The 21227-nt window shown below is 71.8% G+C and carries 20 protein-coding genes and 1 pseudogene; 6 read left to right on the forward strand and 15 right to left on the reverse strand.

Annotated features, from left to right (window positions below):
- Positions 1–100 precede the first annotated feature (100 nt).
- The 5 genes and pseudogenes from ACFV18_RS11580 to ACFV18_RS11600 all read right to left on the reverse strand — a co-directional run.
- Positions 101–901, reverse strand: a complete 801-nt coding sequence (locus ACFV18_RS11580) for a family 1 encapsulin nanocompartment shell protein (RefSeq protein WP_380481867.1) — start codon at positions 899–901, stop codon at positions 101–103.
- Positions 898–1959, reverse strand: coding sequence for a Dyp-type peroxidase (locus ACFV18_RS11585; RefSeq protein WP_380481869.1), 1062 nt, complete (start codon positions 1957–1959; stop codon positions 898–900). The genes ACFV18_RS11580 and ACFV18_RS11585 overlap by 4 nt, the downstream gene beginning before the upstream one ends.
- Before the next feature lie 112 nt (positions 1960–2071).
- Positions 2072–2584, reverse strand: coding sequence for a hypothetical protein (locus ACFV18_RS11590; RefSeq protein ID WP_380481871.1), 513 nt, complete (start codon positions 2582–2584; stop codon positions 2072–2074).
- An 11-nt stretch (positions 2585–2595) separates the two neighbouring features.
- Complete coding sequence (locus tag ACFV18_RS11595) at positions 2596–3078, reverse strand: hypothetical protein (protein WP_380481873.1); 483 nt, start codon at positions 3076–3078, stop codon at positions 2596–2598.
- Positions 3079–3182: 104 nt separating this feature from the next.
- A pseudogene (locus ACFV18_RS11600) lies at positions 3183–3539 on the reverse strand (winged helix-turn-helix transcriptional regulator); the annotation flags it as partial.
- A 99-nt stretch (positions 3540–3638) separates the two neighbouring features.
- Between ACFV18_RS11600 and ACFV18_RS11605 the strand changes: the two are divergent.
- The gene (locus tag ACFV18_RS11605) at positions 3639–4850 is read left to right on the forward strand and encodes a pyridoxal phosphate-dependent aminotransferase (RefSeq protein WP_380481875.1); all 1212 of its coding nucleotides are present in this window, start codon (positions 3639–3641) and stop codon (positions 4848–4850) included.
- 273 nt (positions 4851–5123) lie between these two features.
- Here ACFV18_RS11605 and ACFV18_RS11610 read toward each other — a convergent pair whose 3' ends face one another.
- From ACFV18_RS11610 to ACFV18_RS11625, 4 genes are all read right to left on the reverse strand, one after another.
- Positions 5124–5456, reverse strand: coding sequence for a YnfA family protein (locus ACFV18_RS11610; RefSeq protein WP_380481877.1), 333 nt, complete (start codon positions 5454–5456; stop codon positions 5124–5126).
- A gap of 71 nt (positions 5457–5527) precedes the next feature.
- Entirely contained in the window at positions 5528–7150 is a 1623-nt protein-coding gene (locus tag ACFV18_RS11615; RefSeq protein WP_380481879.1) for a purple acid phosphatase family protein, read from the reverse strand.
- A gap of 155 nt (positions 7151–7305) precedes the next feature.
- Entirely contained in the window at positions 7306–8085 is a 780-nt protein-coding gene (locus ACFV18_RS11620) for an aminotransferase class IV (protein WP_380481993.1), read from the reverse strand.
- Between the two features lie 31 nt (positions 8086–8116).
- Positions 8117–8359 carry a hypothetical protein gene (locus tag ACFV18_RS11625; RefSeq protein WP_380481881.1) on the reverse strand — a complete coding sequence of 81 codons (243 nt, stop codon included), beginning with the start codon at positions 8357–8359 and terminating at the stop codon, positions 8117–8119.
- Positions 8360–8438: 79 nt separating this feature from the next.
- Here ACFV18_RS11625 and ACFV18_RS11630 point away from each other — a divergent pair, with 79 nt between their 5' ends.
- Together ACFV18_RS11630 and ACFV18_RS11635 are read left to right on the forward strand one after the other, a co-directional pair.
- Positions 8439–9179, forward strand: a complete 741-nt coding sequence (locus ACFV18_RS11630; RefSeq protein ID WP_380481883.1) for a hypothetical protein — start codon at positions 8439–8441, stop codon at positions 9177–9179.
- Positions 9180–9235: 56 nt separating this feature from the next.
- Entirely contained in the window at positions 9236–9736 is a 501-nt protein-coding gene (locus ACFV18_RS11635) for a DinB family protein (protein WP_380481885.1), read from the forward strand.
- Positions 9737–9742: 6 nt separating this feature from the next.
- On the opposite strand, the gene ACFV18_RS11640 is transcribed toward ACFV18_RS11635, so the two are convergent.
- The 3 genes from ACFV18_RS11640 to ACFV18_RS11650 form a co-directional block, all read right to left on the reverse strand.
- Positions 9743–11401 carry an FAD-binding dehydrogenase gene (locus ACFV18_RS11640; protein WP_380481886.1) on the reverse strand — a complete coding sequence of 553 codons (1659 nt, stop codon included), beginning with the start codon at positions 11399–11401 and terminating at the stop codon, positions 9743–9745.
- Positions 11402–11527: 126 nt separating this feature from the next.
- Positions 11528–13948, reverse strand: a complete 2421-nt coding sequence (locus ACFV18_RS11645; RefSeq protein WP_380481888.1) for an endonuclease/exonuclease/phosphatase family protein — start codon at positions 13946–13948, stop codon at positions 11528–11530.
- A 285-nt stretch (positions 13949–14233) separates the two neighbouring features.
- Entirely contained in the window at positions 14234–15325 is a 1092-nt protein-coding gene (locus tag ACFV18_RS11650) for a HoxN/HupN/NixA family nickel/cobalt transporter (RefSeq protein ID WP_380481890.1), read from the reverse strand.
- A gap of 190 nt (positions 15326–15515) precedes the next feature.
- On the opposite strand from ACFV18_RS11650, the gene ACFV18_RS11655 reads away from it, so the two are divergent.
- Positions 15516–15899, forward strand: a complete 384-nt coding sequence (locus ACFV18_RS11655; protein WP_380481892.1) for a glycosyl hydrolase family 18 protein — start codon at positions 15516–15518, stop codon at positions 15897–15899.
- Between the two features lie 68 nt (positions 15900–15967).
- Here the strand turns inward: ACFV18_RS11655 and ACFV18_RS11660 are convergent, their stop codons facing one another.
- Together ACFV18_RS11660 and ACFV18_RS11665 are read right to left on the reverse strand one after the other, a co-directional pair.
- Positions 15968–17821 carry a hypothetical protein gene (locus ACFV18_RS11660; protein ID WP_380481894.1) on the reverse strand — a complete coding sequence of 618 codons (1854 nt, stop codon included), beginning with the start codon at positions 17819–17821 and terminating at the stop codon, positions 15968–15970.
- A gap of 34 nt (positions 17822–17855) precedes the next feature.
- The gene (locus tag ACFV18_RS11665; RefSeq protein WP_380481995.1) at positions 17856–18122 is read right to left on the reverse strand and encodes an aldo/keto reductase; all 267 of its coding nucleotides are present in this window, start codon (positions 18120–18122) and stop codon (positions 17856–17858) included.
- A gap of 110 nt (positions 18123–18232) precedes the next feature.
- Here ACFV18_RS11665 and ACFV18_RS11670 point away from each other — a divergent pair, with 110 nt between their 5' ends.
- Positions 18233–19363 (forward strand): alpha/beta hydrolase, encoded by a 1131-nt coding sequence (locus ACFV18_RS11670; protein ID WP_380481896.1) that lies wholly within the window; start codon positions 18233–18235, stop codon positions 19361–19363.
- A 330-nt stretch (positions 19364–19693) separates the two neighbouring features.
- On the opposite strand, the gene ACFV18_RS11675 is transcribed toward ACFV18_RS11670, so the two are convergent.
- Positions 19694–20413, reverse strand: a complete 720-nt coding sequence (locus ACFV18_RS11675; RefSeq protein ID WP_380481898.1) for an HNH endonuclease family protein — start codon at positions 20411–20413, stop codon at positions 19694–19696.
- 207 nt (positions 20414–20620) lie between these two features.
- On the opposite strand from ACFV18_RS11675, the gene ACFV18_RS11680 reads away from it, so the two are divergent.
- The gene (locus ACFV18_RS11680) at positions 20621–21211 is read left to right on the forward strand and encodes an NTP transferase domain-containing protein (protein ID WP_380481900.1); all 591 of its coding nucleotides are present in this window, start codon (positions 20621–20623) and stop codon (positions 21209–21211) included.
- Positions 21212–21227 lie beyond the last annotated feature (16 nt).

Below are 21227 nucleotides of genomic sequence, written 5' to 3' on the forward strand. Positions count from 1 at the left end.
ATATCGTGCAACCCCCGCCCGGCAGCCGGAAGCCTCCCTTCACCATTGGCCTGATTCCACCCCTCCTCTCGCCAACTCCCGTTCCGCAGAGGCCACTTGATCAGGAGGAGAGGAGGGACACCGAGGCCTCGGGGGTGTGCAGCCGGAAGGTGAGGGACTCCTGGAGGTAGAGGTGGACAGTGCTGTCGTCGTGGGAGAGGTAGCCGATCGAGAGGTCCTCGCCGAGGTGGAGTTCGAAGTCGCCGCCGCGCGCGGAGAGCAGGATGGCGCCCTCGACGGCGGGGGCCCAGATGATGTCGCCGTCGAGCAGGCGGGCGAGGTGGTTGTGGACGGGGTAGCCGTGGTCGGAGGTCTCGTTGACGGCGGTGAAGGTGTCGGCGCCGAGCAGCAGCGAGTAGGGGCCGCCGACGCCGGCCAGGCGCAGCGCGGTGAGGCCGCGGCTGACGGCGTTGGGGTACTCGCGGACGTCGGCGGGCAGGGCGACGGGGTGGTTGCTGGAGCCGTCCCGGATGCCGGTGATGCCGGCGGCGGGGTAGCCGTCGAAGACGGCACGGTCCTCGGCGAGGGCGATGGCGCGGGCGGCGTCCTTGACCGGGTCCCAGTCGGAGTCCTTGGAGCCGCGTTCGACGTCGTCCACGGCGGCCCGGGTGACGGTGAACGGGACGCGCAGTTCGACCAGTGCCCGGCATTCCCGGGCGCGGGCCTGGACGCCGTTGGAGGGGGCGGCGATGTCGGCGAGGTGGCCGGTGCCGATCGCGGCGAGTTCCGGGCCGTCGGGGCCGAGCAGGTCGATCACCCGGCGGCCGGCCAGGTGCAGGGTGAAGGTGCGCCGGGCCTCCTCCTCGATCTCGGCCCAGGCGGCGGCGGAGACGGGCGCCAGCTCGCGGTGCAGGTTGTTCACGGTGCGGGACTCCTCTTCAGGCTGCCGATGTGGAGACTGCCGTCCCGGTCCGCCGGGGGTGCGGGCGGTGCCGGTGACTGCGGTGCCGACGGGGCGCCGGCCCATGCGCGGGTGGCTTCGGGGGTACCGGGCGCGGGCGGCGGGTCGCTCAGGAATTCCATGCTCGGGACGTGGAAGAGGGTCCCGGTGACGGGGGTCGAGAAGTCCAGCAGCCGGTCGTGGGTGGCGGGCCCGCGGCCGAGGAACATGTTGCGGAGCATCTCCTCGGTCACCCACGGGTCGCGGGCGTAGCCGATGAAGTAGGTGCCGCACTCGCCGCCTTCGCCGAACGAGCCGAACGGCATGTTCAGCCGCCAGATGTCCAGCCCCTCGCCGTCCGGCCCGGTGACGGTGTTCAGTGCGACGTGCGAGTCGGCGGGTTTGGTGGCGTCGTCCAGTTCGAGGTTGTCGAGCTTGGTGCGCCCGATGATCAGTTCCTGCCGTTCGGTGCTGAGCGCGTTCCAACCGTCCATGTCGTGCAGGTACTTCTGCACGATGACGTACGAGCCGCCGGCGAATCCCGGGTCCTCCTCGCCGATCAGTACGGCCTCGGCGGCGCCCTGGCCGACCGGGTTCTCGGTGCCGTCGACGAAGCCGATCAGGTCGCGGCAGTCGAAGTACCGGAAGCCCTGGGTCTCGTCGAGGACGCTCACCGCGGCGCCGAGCCGTCCGGTGATCCGGGTGGTCAACTCGAAGCACAGGTCCATGCGTTCGGCGCGGACGTGCAGCAGCAGGTCACCGGGGGTGGCGGGGGCGAGGTGCCGGGAGCCGGCCAGTTCCTCGAAGGGGTGCAGCCGGGCGGGGCGGGGGCCGGCGAACAGGCGGTCCCAGGCGTCCGAGCCGATGCCGACGACCAGCGCCAGTCCGTCGTGCGGGGCGCGGCTGCCGACCGAGCGGGTCAGTCCGCCGAGGTCGGGCAGCAGGTCGCGGACGGTCTGCTCGCCGCCCTCCTCGATCGCGAGCACCAGGAACACGGCGGCCCCGGTCAGATCGGCGAGAACCGGTTGGGGCTGCGGCATGGCGGATGCTCCCATGGGGACGTTCGGACGCCCGCCGACCATACCGGGCAAAAGGTGCGAGAACCCGCGATAACGCCCCGATCGGGCGTGTCCCCTCCGCTGTCGGTCGGTGTCAGCCGGACGCCCCGATCGCGGCCGCGGTCAGCACCAGCAGCGCGAACAGGCCGCCGTACACGGCGAGATGGAAGCGGCGGCCGCGGCCGGTGAACCGCAGCCAGTGGCGGCCCGGTTCGTCGACGGACTCGCCGGCCAGCGCCCCGAAGACCGCGCCGGTCAGCAGCATTCCCGGGACGTAGCCGAGCAGCAGTCGCGCGAGGTCCACCCCGTCGTCCGCGTCCTCGGCCCAGAGATCGCCGACGGCGGTCGCCAGCACCACGATCAGCAGGAGCAGAAGCAGTGCGACCAGCGCGGCGGGCCGCCGGTTCACGGGCCGGCGGTCCCACAGCAACCTCAGCTGGCCGCCCGCCGGGAGGAGCACCAGGGCCTGCAGGCCGGACGGGAAGCCGCCGTCGCCGAACAGTGCCGCGCCGCCCCAGGCCAGCAGGATCAGGGTCAGCCCCAGGCCCGTCCCGACCGTCGCCGCCACCAGTCCGCCCAGCGCGCGTGAACGGTCGGTCTCCGGCATGTCCCCTCCTGCTACTGGGCGTTGAGCACCGCGATGCCCGAGTCCCCGGCCTCGAACCGGGCGAACAGTTCGTCCAGCGTACGCACCGGCCCGAGGTGGTCGATCAGCAGGACGGCCTGCTTCTCGCCGTCCTGCTCGACGGGCTCGAAGTCGGTGACCAGTTCGCGGCGCAGCAGCGTCACCCACTCGTCCGCGCCCTCGCCCAACTGCCCGCCGGCTCCGACGAGTTCCTCGTCGAGCACGGCGCGCGGGGCGACCAGCGCGACGGCCAGCCGGTCGCCGGTGCGGGTGTAGCGGGCGGAGAGGTCGAAGGGCAGCAGGTAGAAGACACCCTCCTCGCCCTCATGGCCCCGGTCGAGCAGACGGAGGGCGGCCTGTTCGCCGGAGTCGGCGGACTCGCCGTCCAGTGCCAGCAGCACTCCGATCTCGTCCGGGCCGAACGGCGGTACGGCGGTGATCCACATGCGCGAGGAGTCGTCCATGACCGCAGCCAAGCACAACTCCCCGACAGTGTGCGGCTATTGGGCCGATCCGCCGCCCGTCCAGCTGTGGTCGTGCCCGAGCGCGCCCGACTCCACTGCCGCCGCACCTACTTGGCGGCGTACCAGTGCCCGCGGACGGCGTCGGTCGGGCGCGGGTCGCCGAGTTCGGGGGTGCCCCAGTGGGCGAGCGCCTCGATGACGGGGCGCAGTTCGGTGCCGCGGCCGGTGAGTTCGTAGACGGTGGCGTTGGCGGGGCGCTCCAGGCGGCGGCGCTCGACCAGCCCTTCGGCCTCCAGCTGCTTGAGGCGGGTGGCCAGGATGTCGGTGGAGACGCCCGGCAGGTCGGCGTGCAGGTCGGTGTAGCGGCGTGGTCCGCCGAGGAGTTCACGGACGATCAGGAGGCTCCAGCGCTCCCCGACCGCGTCCAGGGCGCGGGCGACGGCGCAGTACTGGTCGTAGCTTCGGCGTGGCATGCCGTCAGCATAGCCAAGAGGTTGGACTTTCCAAGTCCTCACTTGGTAGAACGAAGCAAGCCGGCCGCAGGGGCTCGGTGACGGGTCGGGAGGCCGCTGATGGAGTTTCGCCAGTCCAGCAAGCTGAAAGACGTGTGCTACGAGATCCGTGGCCCGGTCGTCGACACCGCCAACGCCCTGGAAGAAGCCGGCCACAGTGTGCTCCGGCTGAACACCGGCAACCCGGCGCCGTTCGGCTTCGAGGCGCCCGAGGAGATCGTCCAGGACATCATCCGCAACCTCACCAACGCGCACGGCTACAGCGACTCCCGCGGCATCCTGCCGGCCCGCCGCGCCGTGGTGCAGTACTACCAGCAGCGCGGCGTCCCGAACGTCACCGTGGACGACGTGTACCTCGGCAACGGCGTCTCCGAGCTGATCCAGATGAGCGTGCAGGCGCTGGTCGACGACGGCGACGAGGTGCTCGTCCCGATGCCGGACTACCCGCTCTGGACGGCCGTGGTGACCTTCGCCGGCGGCAAGGCGGTGCACTACCTGTGCGACGAGGAGTCCGACTGGTACCCGGACCTGGACGACATCGCCGCGAAGATCACCGACCGCACCAAGGCCATCGTGGTGATCAACCCGAACAACCCGACCGGCGCGGTCTACCCGAAGGAACTCCTCGAAGGCCTGCTCGACCTGGCGCGCCGCCACAAGCTGCTGGTCTTCGCCGACGAGATCTACGACAAGATCCTCTACGACGGCGCCGAGCACCACTGCCTGGCCGCCCTCGCCGACGACGTCCTCACCCTCACCTTCAACGGCCTCTCCAAGGCCTACCGGGTGGCCGGCTTCCGCAGCGGCTGGCTGCTCGTCTCCGGCCCCAAGCGGCAGGCCAAGGACTACCTCGAAGGCCTCACCATGCTGGCCGGCATGCGCCTGTGCCCCAACGTGCCCGCCCAGTACGCCGTGCAGGCCGCGCTCGGCGGCCGGCAGTCCATCAACGACCTCGTGCTCCCCAACGGCCGCCTCACCGAACAGCGCGACGTCACCTGGCGGGCGCTCAACGAGATCCCCGGCGTCTCCTGCGTCAAGCCCCGCGGCGCGCTCTACGCCTTCGCCAAACTCGACCCCGCCGTGCACCGGATCGTCGACGACGAGCGCTTCGTCCTCGACCTGCTGCTCCGCGAGAAGATCCACATCGTCCAGGGCACCGGCTTCAACTGGCCCCGCCCCGACCACTTCCGCTTCGTCACCCTCCCCCGCGCCGACGACCTGGAGACGGCCATCAACCGAATCGGCCGCTTCCTGGCCACCTACCGCCAGTAGCGGCGGACCGCCCCCCGGCGAAGTCCCACCCCCAGCCCGGCTCAGCGCCCGCCGAACGGCCGGAACGGGGTCTGGGCACCAGCAGCAGCGCGCCCACGACCCCGTCGCCCGCGCCGGGACGACCAGCGCCAAGCCTCTGGGCGGGGAACTGCTACAAGGCCGGTCAGTACTGCCGGGCCTCGGACCACGGGGTGTCGGGCACGGACGCCTCGGGGCGGACCATCCGGTGCGAGGACAAGAACGGCTGGCGGTGGGTGGCGGGCTGAGGCCCGCTCAGCGGCGCGGGCCGTACATGATCACGCCGACGCCCGCCAGGCAGATCAGCGCGCCGAACACGTCCCAGCGGGTGGGGCGGAAGCCGTCCACCACCACGCCCCACAGCAGGGAGCCCGCCACGAAGACGCCGCCGTACGCGGCCAGCACCCGGCCGAAGTTGGCGTCGGGCTGGAGGGCGGCGGTGAAGCCGTAGAGCCCGAGGGCGAGGACGCCGAGACCGGCCAGCCACCAGGGGCGGGACTCGCGGACGGACTGCCAGACCAGCCAGCAGCCGCCGATCTCCAGCAACGCGGCCACGGCGAACAACACGATCGAACGGGCGGTACTCACCGAGCCACCCTAGGGCCGCACCCCCGGACCCGACAGCACCGGGCCCGGGGGCGACGCGACGCACGGGGGCGTCAGTGGCCGTGCTCGCTGCGGCCCGCGCGGCGGGTGATCGAGTAGTGGTCGATCTGGGTGCCGTTCTCGGCCAGCGCGGTGACCTTCATGGTGCTGGTCGCGCCGCGGTGCGCCGGGGTGACGTCCACCTTGATGAAGGAGTAGCCGGTGTAGCGGACCCGCGACCACTGCACGGTCTCCGCGACCTTCACGCTGCCCTTGTCGAAGTGGTAGGTGACCACCTCGTCCTGGTGGTTCTCGTGGCCCTCGTAGGTGTCGGGGGCGTCGAACGAGTACAGGCTGCGACCGGCCGCGCCGGCGGTCACGTACACCACGCCGTCCTTGGCCGGGTCGATGCTCGCGCCGCTCGGCACCGCCTTGTTGACCTTGTTGCCGAGGATCGCGTCGGTGCGCTCGTACACGTGGTTGTGGCCATTGATGACCAGGTCCACCCGGTACTTCTCGAACAGCGGCACCCAGGCGTCCCGGACACCGCCGTCGGAGGCGTGCTGGTGGGTGGTGGAGAACGCGCAGTGGTGGAAGAACACCACCACGAAGTCGATCCCCTCGTCCGCCCGCAGCTCGCGCAGCTTGCGCTCCAGCCACTCGGTCTGGCGGCCCGCGGTGATGCCCAGGTTGGCCGGGATCTCGTAGGACACGTCGTTGGCGTCCAGCGAGATGACACCCACGTTGCCGTAGCTGAACGCGTAGACGCCGGGCGCCTTTCGCGGGTCCGGGCCGTTGCTCGGCAGGGTGAAGCGGGCGTCGTCGCCGCCGTACCCGTTGTGCGAGTACCAGGCCTCCATGTCGTGGTTGCCGTAGGAGACCATCCACGGGATCCTCGCCGCCACCGTCTCGGTCTGCGCCAGGAACGCGTCCCAGGTCAGCGCGTTGAACGCGACCTTGTCGCTGTCCTTGCCCTGGCCCATCGGGTCGGCGTAGCAGATGTCGCCGGCGTGCAGGTGGAAGACCGGCTTCTGGGCCAGGATGACGTGGTCGTTGCCGGCCGCGTGCGAGGAGACGCCCTGGTCGCCGAAGGCGGTGAAGGTGAACGGCTCGAACGGGCGGCCCCGGCGGCCGTGGCGGGAGGGCGCGGTGGTGAAGGTCTGCAGGGTGGATATCGCCTGCTGCGAGGCCGGGTCGAAACCCTCGTGGCCCACGCCGTAGTAGTACGTGGTACCGGGCTGAAGGTGGTTCAGCTCCACATGCAGGTAGTACTGGTCGACCGGAGTGGCGCCGTCGACCAGCGCGGGGGTGTGCAGCGCCCGGACCTCGGCCTCGATCTTGTGGCTGAGCTCCCACGGGTGCCGGCCGAAGCGCAGGAACGGCTTCTTCACCGGTGCCGGCACCTGCCAGGACACCCGCATCTGGGTGTCGGCCTCGGCACCGAACTGCAGGTGACGGCCGACCGGGGCCACCAGCGAACCGGACACCGTGTCCGTCGCGCTGCCCTGCTTCGCGGCCGGGTCGGCGAACGCCGTGCCGGAGCCCAGCGCCCCGCCGACGGCCAGCGCGCCGACCGTCACCGCGCTGGAGCGCAGCAGGGTGCGGCGGGAGAGCTTGCTGCGCAGGTACTCGTGCTGCTCGGCCATGTTCATGCGAGCGGCCAGACGGGCGGGCACGCCCATGTTGGGGATATCCATGCGCGGGAGACTGTCAGTGGCCGGTGGCCGCCATCCGGATGCTCGGTGAACGAGCGTCATCGTGTCGGTCTGGCCGAGCACATGATCGGACCATGTGTTGGCAAAGCCGCCGACAGGGCGTGCCCGCCGACCCGATCATGGCGCGTCGTCGCTGCTTACAGCGGGTCGCCCGGCAGCTCCAGGTACGCCGCCCGCAACCGCGCCAGCCCCGCCGCCTCGGCCTCCCGGACGTCGAACTCCCGCCCGTCCACCGCCGAGACCACCCGCACGCCGGTCGTCGCATTGGTCGCGAACACCGCGTCCACGCCCGCCAGTTCCTTCCCCACCCTGGAGAATTCCCCGCCGCACGCCTCGCGCAGCAGCGTCATCGCCGTGCCCGTCAGGTACTCGCCCTGCGGCCACACCACCTCACCGCCGCGCAGGAACCCGACGTTCCACGTCGCGCCCTCCGTCAAGGCGCCCGCCGCGTCCACGAACAGCGCGTCGTCGAACCCGGCCTGCTGGGCGAGCCGGCGCTGCCGCAACACCCCGAACAGCGCCACGCTCTTCACCTGCGGCAGATCCCGCCGGTACGGCACCGTCCGCACCCGCACCGGCCCCGGCACCCCGCTGCCCGCCGGACGGGCCGTCACCAGCACCCTCGGACTGGCCGTCCCCCCGACACTCCCCAGATCCATCGCCGGATCGAACAGCGTCACCCGCAACACCACCGCCCCCCGCGCCGGAGCCTGCCGCCGGGCCAACTCCCGCACCCGCTCCCGGTCCGGCCGCACCCCGAACACCACCTCGCAGTCCCGCTCCAACCGCCCCAGATGCAACCCCAGCCCCCGCACCCGGCCGTCCTCCACCAGCATCGTGGTGAAGTGCCCATAGTTCGTCAGCGCCAACCCCTGCAACTCCCCGACCGCCACCGGCCGCCCATCCAACTCCGCCACCACACTCGCCTCGTTCACGCCCCCATTCTCCTCAGCGGCGACACACCAGCACCCCACCGAGACACCCGATCCGGAACACCCCCTCCGCCCCGAACACCTCACCGAGGATCCCCGGCGCCCGCTCCAAGGAGAACCGCGCACTCAGCGAGACCCGCCCCGGCCCCTCCACCACCCCGAGCACGTCCCCGGCCGCCCGCGCCCACAGCCGGTCCAGCTCCGACTTGTCGCTCTCACTGTTGGTCGAAGCGATCAGCACCAACTGCGCGGAGACCACGTCCTGCCGTGATGCCGGCTGCCCGCTGGGCCCGGTAGCCTCGCGCGATGGATTCGCAGCGATGGGTGGGGGTTTACCGATGACCGGACGGGTCGTGTTCAGGGATGCCGAGGGGCGGGAGCTCACCGAGGAGGAGCTGGCCGGGGTGACCGGGCAGGTGGGGTGGGAGCTCGTCGGGAGTGACGAAGTACCGTCGCAGGCACGGCTGTTGCATCAGGAGGGCCGGGAGGCCGGTGAGCGCGGCGACTACGCGGCGGCGCTCGCGCTGCTGGAGCAGGCCCAGGTGCTCGCGCCGGGCTGGCCGCATCCGTCGTACGACGCGGCGTTCACGGTGCTGCTGCAGGGCGATGCCGTGCGGGCCGAGGAGTTGTACGCGGAGGTGGACCGGCTCGCGCCGCGCGGGTTCTTCACCTGCAAGACCACGCTGGACATGCTGCGCCGTGAGCTCCGCGGCGAGCTGTTCGACGGTTTCAGCCAGGCGTTCCTGCAACTGGAGTGGCTGGAGGATCCGGAGCAGCGGCGCGGGCTGCTCCAGGGCATCGTGCAGCGTTTCCCGGGTTTCCCGCCGGCCTGGAAGGAACTGGCCGCGCTGCTGACCGATCCGGACGAGCAGTTGGCCGCGCTGGAGCGCGGGCTGGCGGGGGACCCGGACGGGGAGACCCGGGGCATGCTGCTGGTCAACAAGGCCCTGCTGCTCCAGCACAGCGACCTCGGCGCGGCGGTCGCCGTTCTCGGCGAGCTGGCCCTCGACCCGGAGTCCACCCTCGGCGCCGAGACCATGGCCAAGATCGTGCTGGCTCGGCTGACCGGGCAGAGCTGATCGGCCCACGGGAAACCGTGCTGCGACCCGCGTGGCGGGCCGGATAGGTTCGGGGGATGACTGCGACCGAGGCTCAGCGCCGCCCCGTACCGTTCAACGACAGTGGCGAACTCGACACCGCGCTCGCCTTCCTGGCCTTCGCCAGGGAGTGCGTGGTGAAGAAGACCGAGGGCCTGACGGAGGAGCAGTTGCGCCGTGTCCTGGTCGGGACGGGGACGAATCTGCTGGGTCTGGTGCGGCATCTGACGGCGGCCGAGCGGTACTGGTTCGGCCATCATGTGGCGGGCGACAAGGCGTACGCGGAGGTCGACTTCGGCATGGCGGTTCCGGCGGAGGTGAGCGCCGAGCAGGTGTTGGCCGCCTACGCGGAGGCCGTCGCGGCCAGTGACGCGGTGATCGGCGCGTCCACCGATCTGTCGCGTCCGGTGGCGGTGCCGGTCCGCGAGGAGTTGCTCTCGGTGCGGTGGGTGGTCGCCCACATGACCAGCGAGACGGTCCGGCACGCCGGTCACGCCGACATCCTGCGGGAGCAGATCGACGGCGCGACCGGCCGGTAGGGCCGATCAGGCGGTGGCAGCGGCCGCCGCGCGGCCGGCGGTGCGGCCGGTGAAGAGGCAGCCGCCGAGGAAGGTGCCTTCGAGGGAGCGGTAGCCGTGGATGCCGCCGCCGCCGAAGCCGGCCGCCTCGCCGGCCGCGTAGAGGCCGTCCAGCACCGAGCCGTCGGGGCGCAGGACGCGGGAGTCGAGGTCGGTGTGGAGGCCGCCGAGGGACTTGCGGGTGAGGATGTGCAGCCGGACGGCGATGAGTGGTCCGGCGGCGGGGTCGAGCAGGCGGTGCGGGGTGGCGGTGCGGATCAGCTTGTCGCCGAGGTAGCGGCGGGCGCCGTGGATCGCGGTGACCTGGAGGTCCTTGCCGAAGGGGTTGGCGATCTCGCGGTCGCGGGCCTCGATCTCGCGGCGCAGCGCGACGGCGTCGATCAAAGGGGCCCCGTCCTGGCGCTCGTTCATGCCCCGGACCAGTTCCTCGACCGTGGGGGCGACCACGAAGTCCGCGCCGTGTTGTTTGAAGGCCTCGACGGGGCCGGGTGCGCCGGGCAGCGCCCGGCCGAGCACGCGTCGCACCGAGCGGCCCGTCAGGTCGGGGTTCTGTTCGGAGCCGGAGAGCGCGAACTCCTTCTCGATGATCTTCTGGGTGAGCACGAACCAGGTGTGCTGGTGCCCGGTGCGCATGATGTGGTCGAGGGTGCCGAGGGTGTCGAAGCCGGGGAACAGCGGGACGGGCAGGCGGGTGCCGGTGGCGTCGAGCCAGAGTGAGGACGGGCCGGGCAGGATGCGGATGCCGTGCCGGGCCCAGATCGGGTTCCAGTTCTCGATGCCTTCGGTGTAGTGCCACATCCGGTCGCCGTTGACGAGTCCGGCGCCGGCCGCGGCGGCGACGTCCAGCATCAGGCCGTCGACGTGCGCGGGGACGCCGGAGAGCATCCGGGCCGGCGGGGTGCCGAGCCGTTCGGGCCAGGCGGCGCGGACCTTGTCGTGGTTGCCGCCGATGCCGCCGGAGGCGACGATCACGGCCTGGGCGCGCAGTTCGAACTGCCCGGCGACGGACCGGGAGCTGGCTTCGCCGCGCGGTACGGCGGACGGCGCGAGGATCTCGCCGGTGACGGTGTTCAGTGAACCCCCGCTCGCGGCAAGGCCGGTGACGCGGTGCCGGAAGCGCAGCGTGACCCGTCCGGCCCGGACCGCGTCGCGGACCCGGCGGGCGAAGGGTTCGACCAGGCCGGGCCCGGTGCCCCAGGTGATGTGGAAGCGCGGGACGGAGTTGCCGGGTCCGCTGGCGAGCAGCCCGCCGCGTTCGGCCCAGCCGACCACCGGGAACAGCCGTACGCCCATCGCGTGCAGCCAGGCCCGTTTCTCGCCGGCCGCGAAGTCGACGTACGCCTCGGCCCAGCGGCGCGCCCACGCGTCCTCGGGGCGGTCGAAGCCGGCGGTGCCGAGCCAGTCCTGCCAGGCGAGTTCGCGGGAGTCCTTGATCCGCATCCGGCGCTGTTCGGGCGAGTCGACCAGGAAGAGTCCGCCGAAGGACCAGTGCGCCTGCCCGCCGAGCGACCCGGCGGGTTCCTGGTCGAGCAGGATGACGCGCCGTCCGGCGTCGGCGAGTTCGGCGGTGGCGGCCAGGCCCGCCAGGCCGGCTCCGATCACGATGACGTCGGCGTCGAGGGCCATCCGAGATCCTTCCCAAAGACAGTGAGCCCCGATCCTGCGGCCAACCCGCCGCCCGGTCAACCCGCCGGTAACAAAAGGCCCCCGCCCCGCCGCGGCAGCGGCAGGACGGGGGCCGGTGACGGGCCGTCAGGGCTTGACCCGGACCACCTGCGGGTCGTGGTCGGAGGCCTGCGTGGCGAACTCGCTGTTGATGTGCACCACGTCGTAGCGGACGTGCTGCTGCTTGAACGCGGGGCTGACCAGGATGTGGTCGAGCACCTGCGAGTTGCCCTGGTAGACGTACGAGTAGCGCTCGCTCGCGGGCAGTTCGTTCACCAGGTCGCGGAGCACGCCGTCCTTGGTGAGGGTCTTCAGCGCGGGCGAGAACTGGTAGTCGTTGAAGTCGCCGAGCGAGACCACCCGGGCGCCGGGGTCGGCGGCCAGCAGCTTGGCGACGAAGGCCTGTTCGATCTCGGCCTGCTTGCCGCGCTGCACCTCGGAGCTGCGGGTGGGGGCCTGGAAGCGGCTGTCGATGCCCTGGTCGCCGCCCTTGCTGTTGAAGTGGTTGGCGATCACGAAGACCGGCTTGTTGTGGAAGCTGAACTGGCCGACCAGCGGCTTGCGGCTGCTGTTCCAGGCCTCGTTGTTCGGGTCGATGCGGCCGGGCGAGGCGGTCAGCGAGGTGCGCTTGCCGGTGCCGGTGACGTCAACGGCGGTGGTGGAGTCGCCGCCGGCGATGTCGGTGAAGGAGACCCGGTCGGGGTTGAACAGGAAGACCTGGCGGATGTTGCCGCCGGGCTGGCCGCCGTCCTTGTCGTTCACCGGGTCGATGGAGCGCCAGTCGTAGGCGGGGCCGCCGGCGGCCTTGACGGCGTCGATGAACTTCTGCACGGTGACCGAGGCGTCCACGGTGCCGTCGTCGATGGCGCCGCTGTTGTCCTGGATCTCCTCCAGGGCGACGATGTCGGGCGAGCGCAGGTTGGTGACGACGGCCTGGGCGAGCTCGGTGTACTTGGTGTCGGCGTCGCCGGGGGCGAGGTTCTCCACGTTGTAGGTGGCGATGGAGAGTTCGCTGGGCAGGGCCCGGTCGGCGACCTCGCGCTGCAGGCCGTTGTCCTGGACGGTGCCGAGGGTGTTCGCGGCGATGGTGTAGCCGCCGAACTGGTTGTAGTCGAGCGGGCCGGCGGTGGAACCGGTCAGCTTGTCACCGACGTTGGCGACCGGGAAGGGCTGCTCGGTCAGCGGCGGCAGCGACTGGATCATGATCCGGCCGTTGTTGGGCTTGTCGTAGCCGAGGTAGACCACGCCGCCGCGGCCGGTCCGCGGGTCGGTGGAGCCGGCGTCCACCCAGAGCTCGTGGTACTTGTCCGTGGCCTGCACCACCGGCACGTCGCGGACCTCGACGTTCATGCCCTCCAGCGACTCGTACAGGTCGAGGGCGTACTTCGACGGGTCCAGCGGCAGGTTGTCGATCGAGCCGCCGGCGGCGTCCGGGGCGTACCCGGCCGGGATGGCGGCGGCGTCCAGCACCACGGGGGCGGGCACGGCGTTGCCGGAGGACAGCACGGTGACCTTCGGGCCGGTCAGCTCGGTGACGGACTGCGAGCCGCCGGCGCTGTTCGGGTAGTACTCGCTCACCTTGGCGGTGACCAGCACCGAGTCGCCGACCTTGACGGCCGGGATGGCGGAGCCGGTGAAAACGAAGACGGCCTCGCTGGTGGCGGCGTTGTTGTCCGGGTTGGGGTCCTGGATCCAGAAGCCCTTGGTGCCGTAGCCGCGCACGCCGGTGACGACGCCTGGGACGTTGGTGACGGTCTTGGTGTTCAGCGGCGATATCCGGCTGGTGCCCTGGATGTCGTGGATGCGGGTGTCACCGGGGACGGGCGTGCCACCGCCGCCGCCGGGGGTCTGGCCCTTGGAGTTGACCGGGGTCGGGTCGCCCGCGGTGAAGTCCTTGGCGTTGTCGTCGGTGTCGGTGAGCGCCGATGCGCGGGCGACCGAGGCGGTGTTGGACGCGCCCGCGGCCGGGCCGCTGCCCTCGCGGACCACGGCGGAGCCGAAGCCGACCAGGTCGACGATCCGCGGGTCGGCGGCGCAGTCGGCGGCGGTCTTGCAGCTCAGCGCGGTGGTGCCGTTGACCAGCGCGACGGTGCCGGAGGTGCCGGACAGCGCCAGGCTGCCGCTCGCGTCGGCGGCCGGGAGGTCCACGGTGCCGCCGGCGCCGGGCGCCTCGGCGATCAGGTAGCGGCCGCCGGCCGGGATCGAGCCGTTCAGCGGGGTGACGCCCCACTGGGTGGAGGCGCCGGGGCTGCCGGGCAGGTACTGCACGCTGTAGCCGGACAGGCCGAAGGCGGCGCCGGTCGGGTTGCCGAGCTCGATGAAGTCGTTCTTCAGCGTCGCGCCGGAGTTGCCGCCGCCGCCGTACACCTCGGCGATCACCGCTCCGGTGGACGGCGCGGCGAACGCGCCCGGCAGCGGGACGAGGACCAGGGACGCGGCGACCGCGGCCGGCGCGGTGACGCGCAGCAGCGTGCGGCGGGAGCGGCGGGCGGGGGTGGGGCTGGGCACCTTGGCGGGGCTCCTTCGTGGCAGGACCGTGGCCCGGTCGCCGTCACGGGGCGCCGGGTGGCGTCGAGGGTTCGTCAGAAGGCCGGCTGCCAGGGCCTCTCCGGCCCTGCCGGGCGGGACCCGAATGGCAACCCGGGTAGATCCAGACCAGAAGATACGCGCGTAGAAGTTGACCCGACAAGGGCCTCGGCGTGAACTTCTCGCCACCGGACCGGGACGTTCCCTCCCCTGCGCACACAAAAGGGGCACCCGGTGGGTGCCCCTTGTGCGCTGACGACGCGTCGGTCAGGACTGCTCGCGCAGACCCGCCGACCACTTCTGCTCGACCTTGCCGAACTTCCAGAACGCCATCGCCCCGGCCCAGGTGACCACGAACAGGCCGACGATCACGTAGCCGACCAGGTTGAGGTCGAGCGAGCCGATCCAGCCGATCGGGCCGCTGGTGATCTCCAGCTTCTCGGCCAGCAGGCCGACCAGCTCGATCACGCCGATCACCAGCGCCACCAGCACCGACAGGCCGGTGACGGTGAGGTTGTAGTAGATCTTGCGGACCGGCTTGGAGAACGCCCACTCGTAGGCGAAGTTCATGAACGAGCCGTCGATGGTGTCCAGCAGGCTCATGCCCGCCGCGAACAGGATCGGCAGCACCAGCAGCGCGTACCAGGGCAGCGAGAACGCGGCCGCGCCGCCGGCCAGCACCAGCAGCGAGACCTCGGTGGCGGTGTCGAAGCCGAGGCCGAACAGCAGGCCCACCGGGTACATGTGCCAGGGCTTGGTGACCGCCCGGGTGACCTTGCCGAGGATCCGGTTCAGGAAGCCGCGCTTGTCGAGCTGGCGCTCCAGCTCGGCCTCGTCGAAGTCGCCCTGCCGCATCCGCCTGAACACCTTCAGGATGCCGTTGAAGGCGCCCAGGTTGATCAGGCCGATCAGCACCAGGAAGGTGCCGGAGACGGTGACGCCGATCAGGCCGGTCGCCTTGTGCAGCGTGGAATCGTCGGACTCCACCTGCCCGGCCAGCGAGCGGATGCCGAACGCCAGCAGGGCGCACAGGCCGAAGACGATCGAGGAGTGCCCGAGCGAGAACCAGAAGCCCACCGAGAGCGGGCGCTTGCCCTGGCCCATCAGCTTGCGGGTGGTGTTGTCGATGGCGGCGATGTGGTCGGCGTCGAAGGCGTGCCGCATGCCGAGGGTGTACGCCGTCAGGCCCATGCCGGCGCCGAACACCTGGCCGCCGACGTCGTAGTGCTTGGGGGCGATCACCGCCAGCAGGGTGAACCATCCGACCACGTGCAGGGCGAGGACGAACGCGGCCATTCCGGCCAGCCGGATCCACTCCTCGCGGGTGAGCCGGTCGCGCAGGCGCGTGGGCGCAGGCATGGGGGAGTCCTTCCGAGTGGGTGGCGAGCCGCATCATCCTTCCGTCGATCTGCTTGTAATTGCAAGTCATATGCAACTGAGAGCCGACGGCGCACAACGGCGCGATCCCCCGGCCCGCCCGGCCGTCCCCAACCGGACCGACCGGAACTCTTCCTGACGGTTCGTGAGCCGAAATCCTTGACCCGGGCGATTGGTCCAGTCCAACCTGGGTGACGCGCCCACCCCAAGCGCACAGGCTCCCACCTGGGCCCGCCGGGCCGCCGCACCTACCGGACGCGGCCTCCCCTACGGCATCACCGGCGCCACCCCCGCCAAGCCCGGCAGCCAGGAGGCCGGCCTCGCCGGCTGGCGTGAACTCGCCCTCACCGCCCAGAACACCCACTGGGACCCGATCACCGAGTCCACCTGGGTCTACGACGGCACCACCTTCTGGACCGGTGACGACCCGAAGGCCATCCAGGCCCGCGCGGCCTACGCCAAGTCCAAGGGCCTGGCGGGCATGTTCGCCTTCGCCCTGGAGAACGACGACAACTCCGGCACCCTGCTGAACACCCTCTTCAACAGCCTGGGCTGACGCCCCGTCCCCTCATGAACGGACGGCCCGCCGCATCTTCCCCATGGGTGCGGCGGGCCGTCACCAGGTCAGGGCTGCCGGTCGAGCAACAGCCGGGCATCCTCCCGTAGTTGGTGCTCCTCCCGGACGCTCCAGTAGTGGTCCTTCCCGACCGGTGTGCGCCGGTCCGTCATCAGCCAGCCCTCGACCAGGGCCCGGTGCTCGCGCGGCAGCGGGTGGCCGATGCGACGCAGCACCGCGAGGGCGTGCGCGCCCGGCGCGGTTCGGTTCAGCGCGGCAAGCAGGATCGGAACGGCCCGGGTGGGGTCGCCGGTGATCCGCCAGTGCGCTTCGGCGGCTTCCACCCGCTGGCGCGTATGGCCTTCCGTCAGGCAGCGTTCCACCAGTGGCAGCAGCGGCGCGCCGAGCGGTCCGAGCAGGGCGGCCTCGGCCAGGCAGTCGGGGCGCTCGGCGAGCAGGCGCAGCGCGGGCCCGGGGTCCGCGCCGAGCCGGGCGGCGGCGACGGCGGCGGCGGGGGCCAGGCACCGGTCGCCGCCGGTCGCCAACTCGCCCAGCAGGTCGTGGAGTTCGCGGTCAGTGAGGCCGGAGCCGCCGAGGAAGCGGACGAGTTTCCCGTTCGGGCAGGTGCGCAGCAGCGTGGTCAGTTCGGGCAGCAGCGGGGCGGCGCTCTCGGGGGTGAGCGCGTCGAGGAGCTCGTCCGCCTCGCCACGAAGTACGCCGCCGTACGGGGATGGGGACGGCACGAGCGCCCGGCGTCGCAGGTCGAGGTCGTCGGTCCGGGCGGCGAGCGCGGCGAGTGCGGCGGCGGCGGGTTCGGGGACGGCGGTGAGCAGGCGGGTGTCGCCGGCCCGGCCGAGGGCGAGTTGGGCGGGCCGGTGGATCCGCCAGTCCGGGTCGGTGGTGTGCGGCAGCACCGCTTCGACGACCGGGCCGGGGTCGGAGCAGCCCGCGACGAGATCGGCGAGGCCCTGCAGGACCTTCATCCGCCAGTACCACTCGCGTTGGTGCGGCAGCGCGGCGGCCAGCAGCGCGACCGTCTCGTCCTGGTAGCCGTACCAGCGCTCGGCCAGCCGGAGCGCGCGGCGGGCCCCGCGTCCGTCGTGGTCGCCTGCGGCGATCCAGGCGGCGGCGACGGCCCGGGTCGCCTCCGGATCCTCGTCGAGCAGCCGCCGCAACCGGTCGTCGGTGTTGCCGACGCCTGGGAACCACTCGCCCGAGACCACCCGGAACGCCGGGTCGCCGCCGTCCGCCACCAGGATCGCCAGCAACTCGGCCGGGTTGGGCGCCCCGTTGCCCTCCAACAGGCCGAGCGCGGCGGTGGCCCGGACGGCCGGCTCGGGGTCTCCCAGCGCCGCCCGCAACCGCCCGCGCGGGTCGGCGTCCAGGAAGCTCAGCACCGTCAACGCCTCGGCCCGCACCGCGGGCGCCGGGTCCTCGCGGTGACACGCCGTCAGTGCGGCCAGTGCGAGCGGCAGGCTCTCCCCCGCCGCCCGGCGCGCCACCCGTACGACCTGACGGCGCACCTCGGGGTCGGGATCGTCGCGCAACAGATGCAGCAGGCCGGGGAGTTCATCGGCCGCCAGAGTGCGCCCCGTCACCTTGTGCTCGAACTCGGTCTCCTCCTCCTCGCCCTCGTACTCCTCCTCGGCCCCGCCGGTCGTCGCGATGAACGCCAGCATGCCCTCACGCCGGTGGACGGCGTGCACGGCGGCGTGCGCCAGGTACGGGACGGCGGCGGCCCCCGCCGAGGAGACCGTCCCCTGATGCAGGGCCCGGTTGAACAGCTCGCCGAGCGCACGATCGACAGCCTCCCGGTCCTCGGCGTACAACGCGCGGATCCAGCCGGGGACGTCGGTGCCGCTCCCGTACGAGTGCTCCAGGGATGCCCAGTCGGTCAGGTGCAGTTCTTCGGGTGATCTCACAAGTGCCGGACCCTAGCCAAGAACTCCGACAGCATCAGGCCGGCCGGGCCTCCTCGTGCACCTCGCCGCCCAGGGTCCCGGTCCGGGGATCCGAAGAGACGGCCAGCCGGTCCATGCGCAGCCGAGGGGCCACGGCGTGCCAGCAGTCGGGGCCCTGCCGGGTCAGCCCGCCTTTGGTGGAGATCACCCGGTCGGGCGGGTAGGGGTGGGGCGCTTCGGCGACGAGTTCCTCGGTGATGTACGGGCCGTACGCGTCGGCGGTGTCGATGAGCCGTACCCCGAGGTCCACGGCCCTGCGCAGGACGCGGCCCGGCCAGAAGAATTGGTATGCCCTTGAAGGGGCCTTGGGAAACCGGGAAGGTGCTGGGAGGCGGCTGTGAGCCTGATGAAGCCGTACCTTACGATCATCGGGTGCCGAGCCTGACCGGAGTCCCGATCCAGATCATCGCCAGCCTGCTGGCGATCGCCGCCTTCGCCGCCACCATGTGGCTCTGGCCCCGGCTGGGCGGCCGGAGCTGGCGGGCGTGGCTCGGGCGGCTGGGGGCGTTCTTCGGGACGCAGATCGCGGTGCTGGCCGCGATGGGGCTGGTCGCCAACTCGTACTTCGGCTTCTACTCGACCTGGAGCGACCTGCTCGGCCTGGACGGCAGCCCGGGCACGGTGGTGAACCACGAGCCGGGCGGCAAGGCCGTCTCGGTGACCGGCGAGCAGAAGATGTACTCCTCGCAGGGCTCCGCACAGGACCGCTCGGGCGTGATCCAGAAGGTGGAGATCCGCGGCGAGCACTCCGGGCTGACCGGCACCCCGGCGTACGTGTACCTGCCGCCGCAGTACTTCCAGCAGGCGTACGCGGGGACGAAGTTCCCGATGCTGCTCGCCCTGTCCGGCTACCCGGGAACGGCGGAGAAGCTGATCTCGCTGCTCCAGTACCCGGCGTCCACGCTGAAGGCGATCGAGGCCAAGGAGATGCCGCCGACGGTGCTGGTGATGATGCGGCCCACCCTGGTCGCCAACCGCGACACCGAGTGCATGGACGTTCCGAACGGCCCGCAGGCGGAGACCTTCTTCACCGAGGACCTGCCGAAGGCGATGTCCGCCGCCTACCGGATCGACGACCGGCCCGAGGCACGCGCGGTGATCGGCGACTCCACCGGCGGCTACTGCGCAGTCAAGTTCGCGATGCGCAAGCCGGATTCGTACCGGGCGGCGATCGCGCTGTCCGGCTACTACGAGGTCCACAACGACCCCACCACCGGCGACCTGTTCGGCGGCAGCGCCGAGGTCAAGCAGGACAACGACCTGCTGTGGCGGCTCCAGAACAAGCCCGCCCCGCCGGTCTCGCTGCTGCTGGCCACCAGCCGCAACGAGGAGAACTACCCGGCGACGCAGCAGATGATCGGCGCGTTCAAGGCGCCGACCCAGCTGTCCACCATCACCCTGGACACCGGCGGCCACAACTTCCACACCTGGACCCGGGAGATCCCCCCGGCCCTCACCTGGCTCGGCAGCCGACTCCCCCAGCCTGCGCCCGCCGCGAGCTGACGGACCGTGGGCCGGCCCGGAGATCACAGCCCCCTCATAGTCGGGTCTCATCGGGTTCTCAGGCACGCCGCCCAACGCGTCCCGCATGACCACGTCCAGTTCCGTTCCTCCGACCGGCGAGCCGTGGCCCGACGCCGCGAACCACCCGCCGCCGGTCCCGGCCGGGACCACCGCCCCGTCCGGCCCGACCGACCGGCCGGCGCCGCCGCCCGCCGGGGCCGAAGGCGAGGGCGAGCGGCCCGCTGAGGCGCTGTTCCCGCCCGTCGCGCTGCCGCCGGTCGGCCCGAGGGGCGGCCTCGGGTCATGCCGCACACACCGGCCGACGTCCCGTCAGCCGCCGCACAGCGACAGCATGGTCTTCTTGTCGGCGGGCGTCACCGGCAGCTGGTACTTCAGCGAGACCTGCGCCCAGCGGATCGCGTACGAGCAGTGCACCTCGGTGTTGGCGGGCAGCCAACTGGCCGGTCCGGAGTCGCCCTTGGAGGCGTTCTGCGAGCCGTCCGCCGGGATCAGGTTCAGCGGGTCGTTGGCGATCTGCACCCGCTTGCCCTTCTCCCACTGCGAGGCGCCCTGCTGCCAGTCGTAGGACAGCGGCATCACGTGGTCGATCTGTATCTTCGACGCCTGCTGCTTGCTCCAGTCCACCGACTTGCCGGTGTACGGGTCCCAGATCGTCATTCCGGTGACGACGCACGCGGAGCCGTCCTTGTGCTCCACCTTCTGCCCGTCCCGGGCCAGCATGTCGTCGCGGGTGCTGCAACTGTTGTGGCCCATCGGCACGCCGTCCACGTTGTCCGTCCAGGCGGGGCCGAACTGGTCGCGGTCGTAGCCGGTCTTCGGGCCCGCGTCGGCGGTCTTCACCTTCGCGATCAGGTCTCGTCCGGCCTTGCGGTCCTCGTCGCTGGTGACGGCCGCCAGGCCGGGCTTGGTGCCGTCCGGGTTCTGCAGCGGGTTGGTGCCCTTGGAGGCCGACTGGGGCTTTGAAGTGCCGTTTGTCGACGTCTTGTTGGCACTGGTGCACCCGCCGAGAGCGAGCGATCCGAGCAACAAGGCGGCGACTATGGCGGTACGGCGGGATCGCACGGCGTTCCTCTGCTGGTGGGCGACTCTGACGGCCCACCAGAAGACCAGCCGGTCAAGCAGGGGTCAAGGCGACCACGCCGCAGCATGACACACCTCACAATCCGGGCAAAACCTGTCCGGTACGAAGGGTTCGCCGAGGCCACGGGGCATGAGGCATGGGCGCAGACTGGCGGTATGACGGAATTGCGGGTGCCGGCCCTGGTGCTGGCGGCGGGCGGCGGGTCCCGGCTGGGCGGGCGTCCGAAGGCGCTGCTGCGGTACCGGGGGCGTCCACTGCTGGAGCACGCGCTGGCGGCGGCGCGGGACGGCGGGTGCGACGGGGCGGTGGCGGTGCTGGGCGCGTCGGCGGCGGAGGTCCGGGAGCGTGCCGACACGGGCGACTGCGTGCTGGTCGACAACCCGGACTGGCGCACGGGGTTGTCCTCCTCCCTGCGCGCGGGCCTGGCCGCACTTCCGGTCGGGGCGAGCGCGGTGCTGGTGCTGCTGGTGGACACGCCGGGTGTCACGGCGGAGGCGGTGCGCAGGCTGCTGGCCACGCACGCCGGGCGCACTGATCTGGCGGCGTGCGCCTATGCCGCGCGCCGGGCGCACCCGGTCCTGATCGGCGCCGCGCACTTCCCCGAGCTGCTGGCCACCGCGACCGGCGACGCGGGCGCCCGCGCCCTGCTGGCCAACCACCCGGTCACCCTGGTGGGCTGCACCGGCGTGGCCGTCCCCGACGACCTGGACACCCCGGCGGATCTGGCCCGCTGGCACATCGACTGACGGACGGTCAGTGATG

This window comes from Kitasatospora sp. NPDC059673, from assembly GCF_042734215.1.
Taxonomy (GTDB): domain Bacteria; phylum Actinomycetota; class Actinomycetes; order Streptomycetales; family Streptomycetaceae; genus Kitasatospora.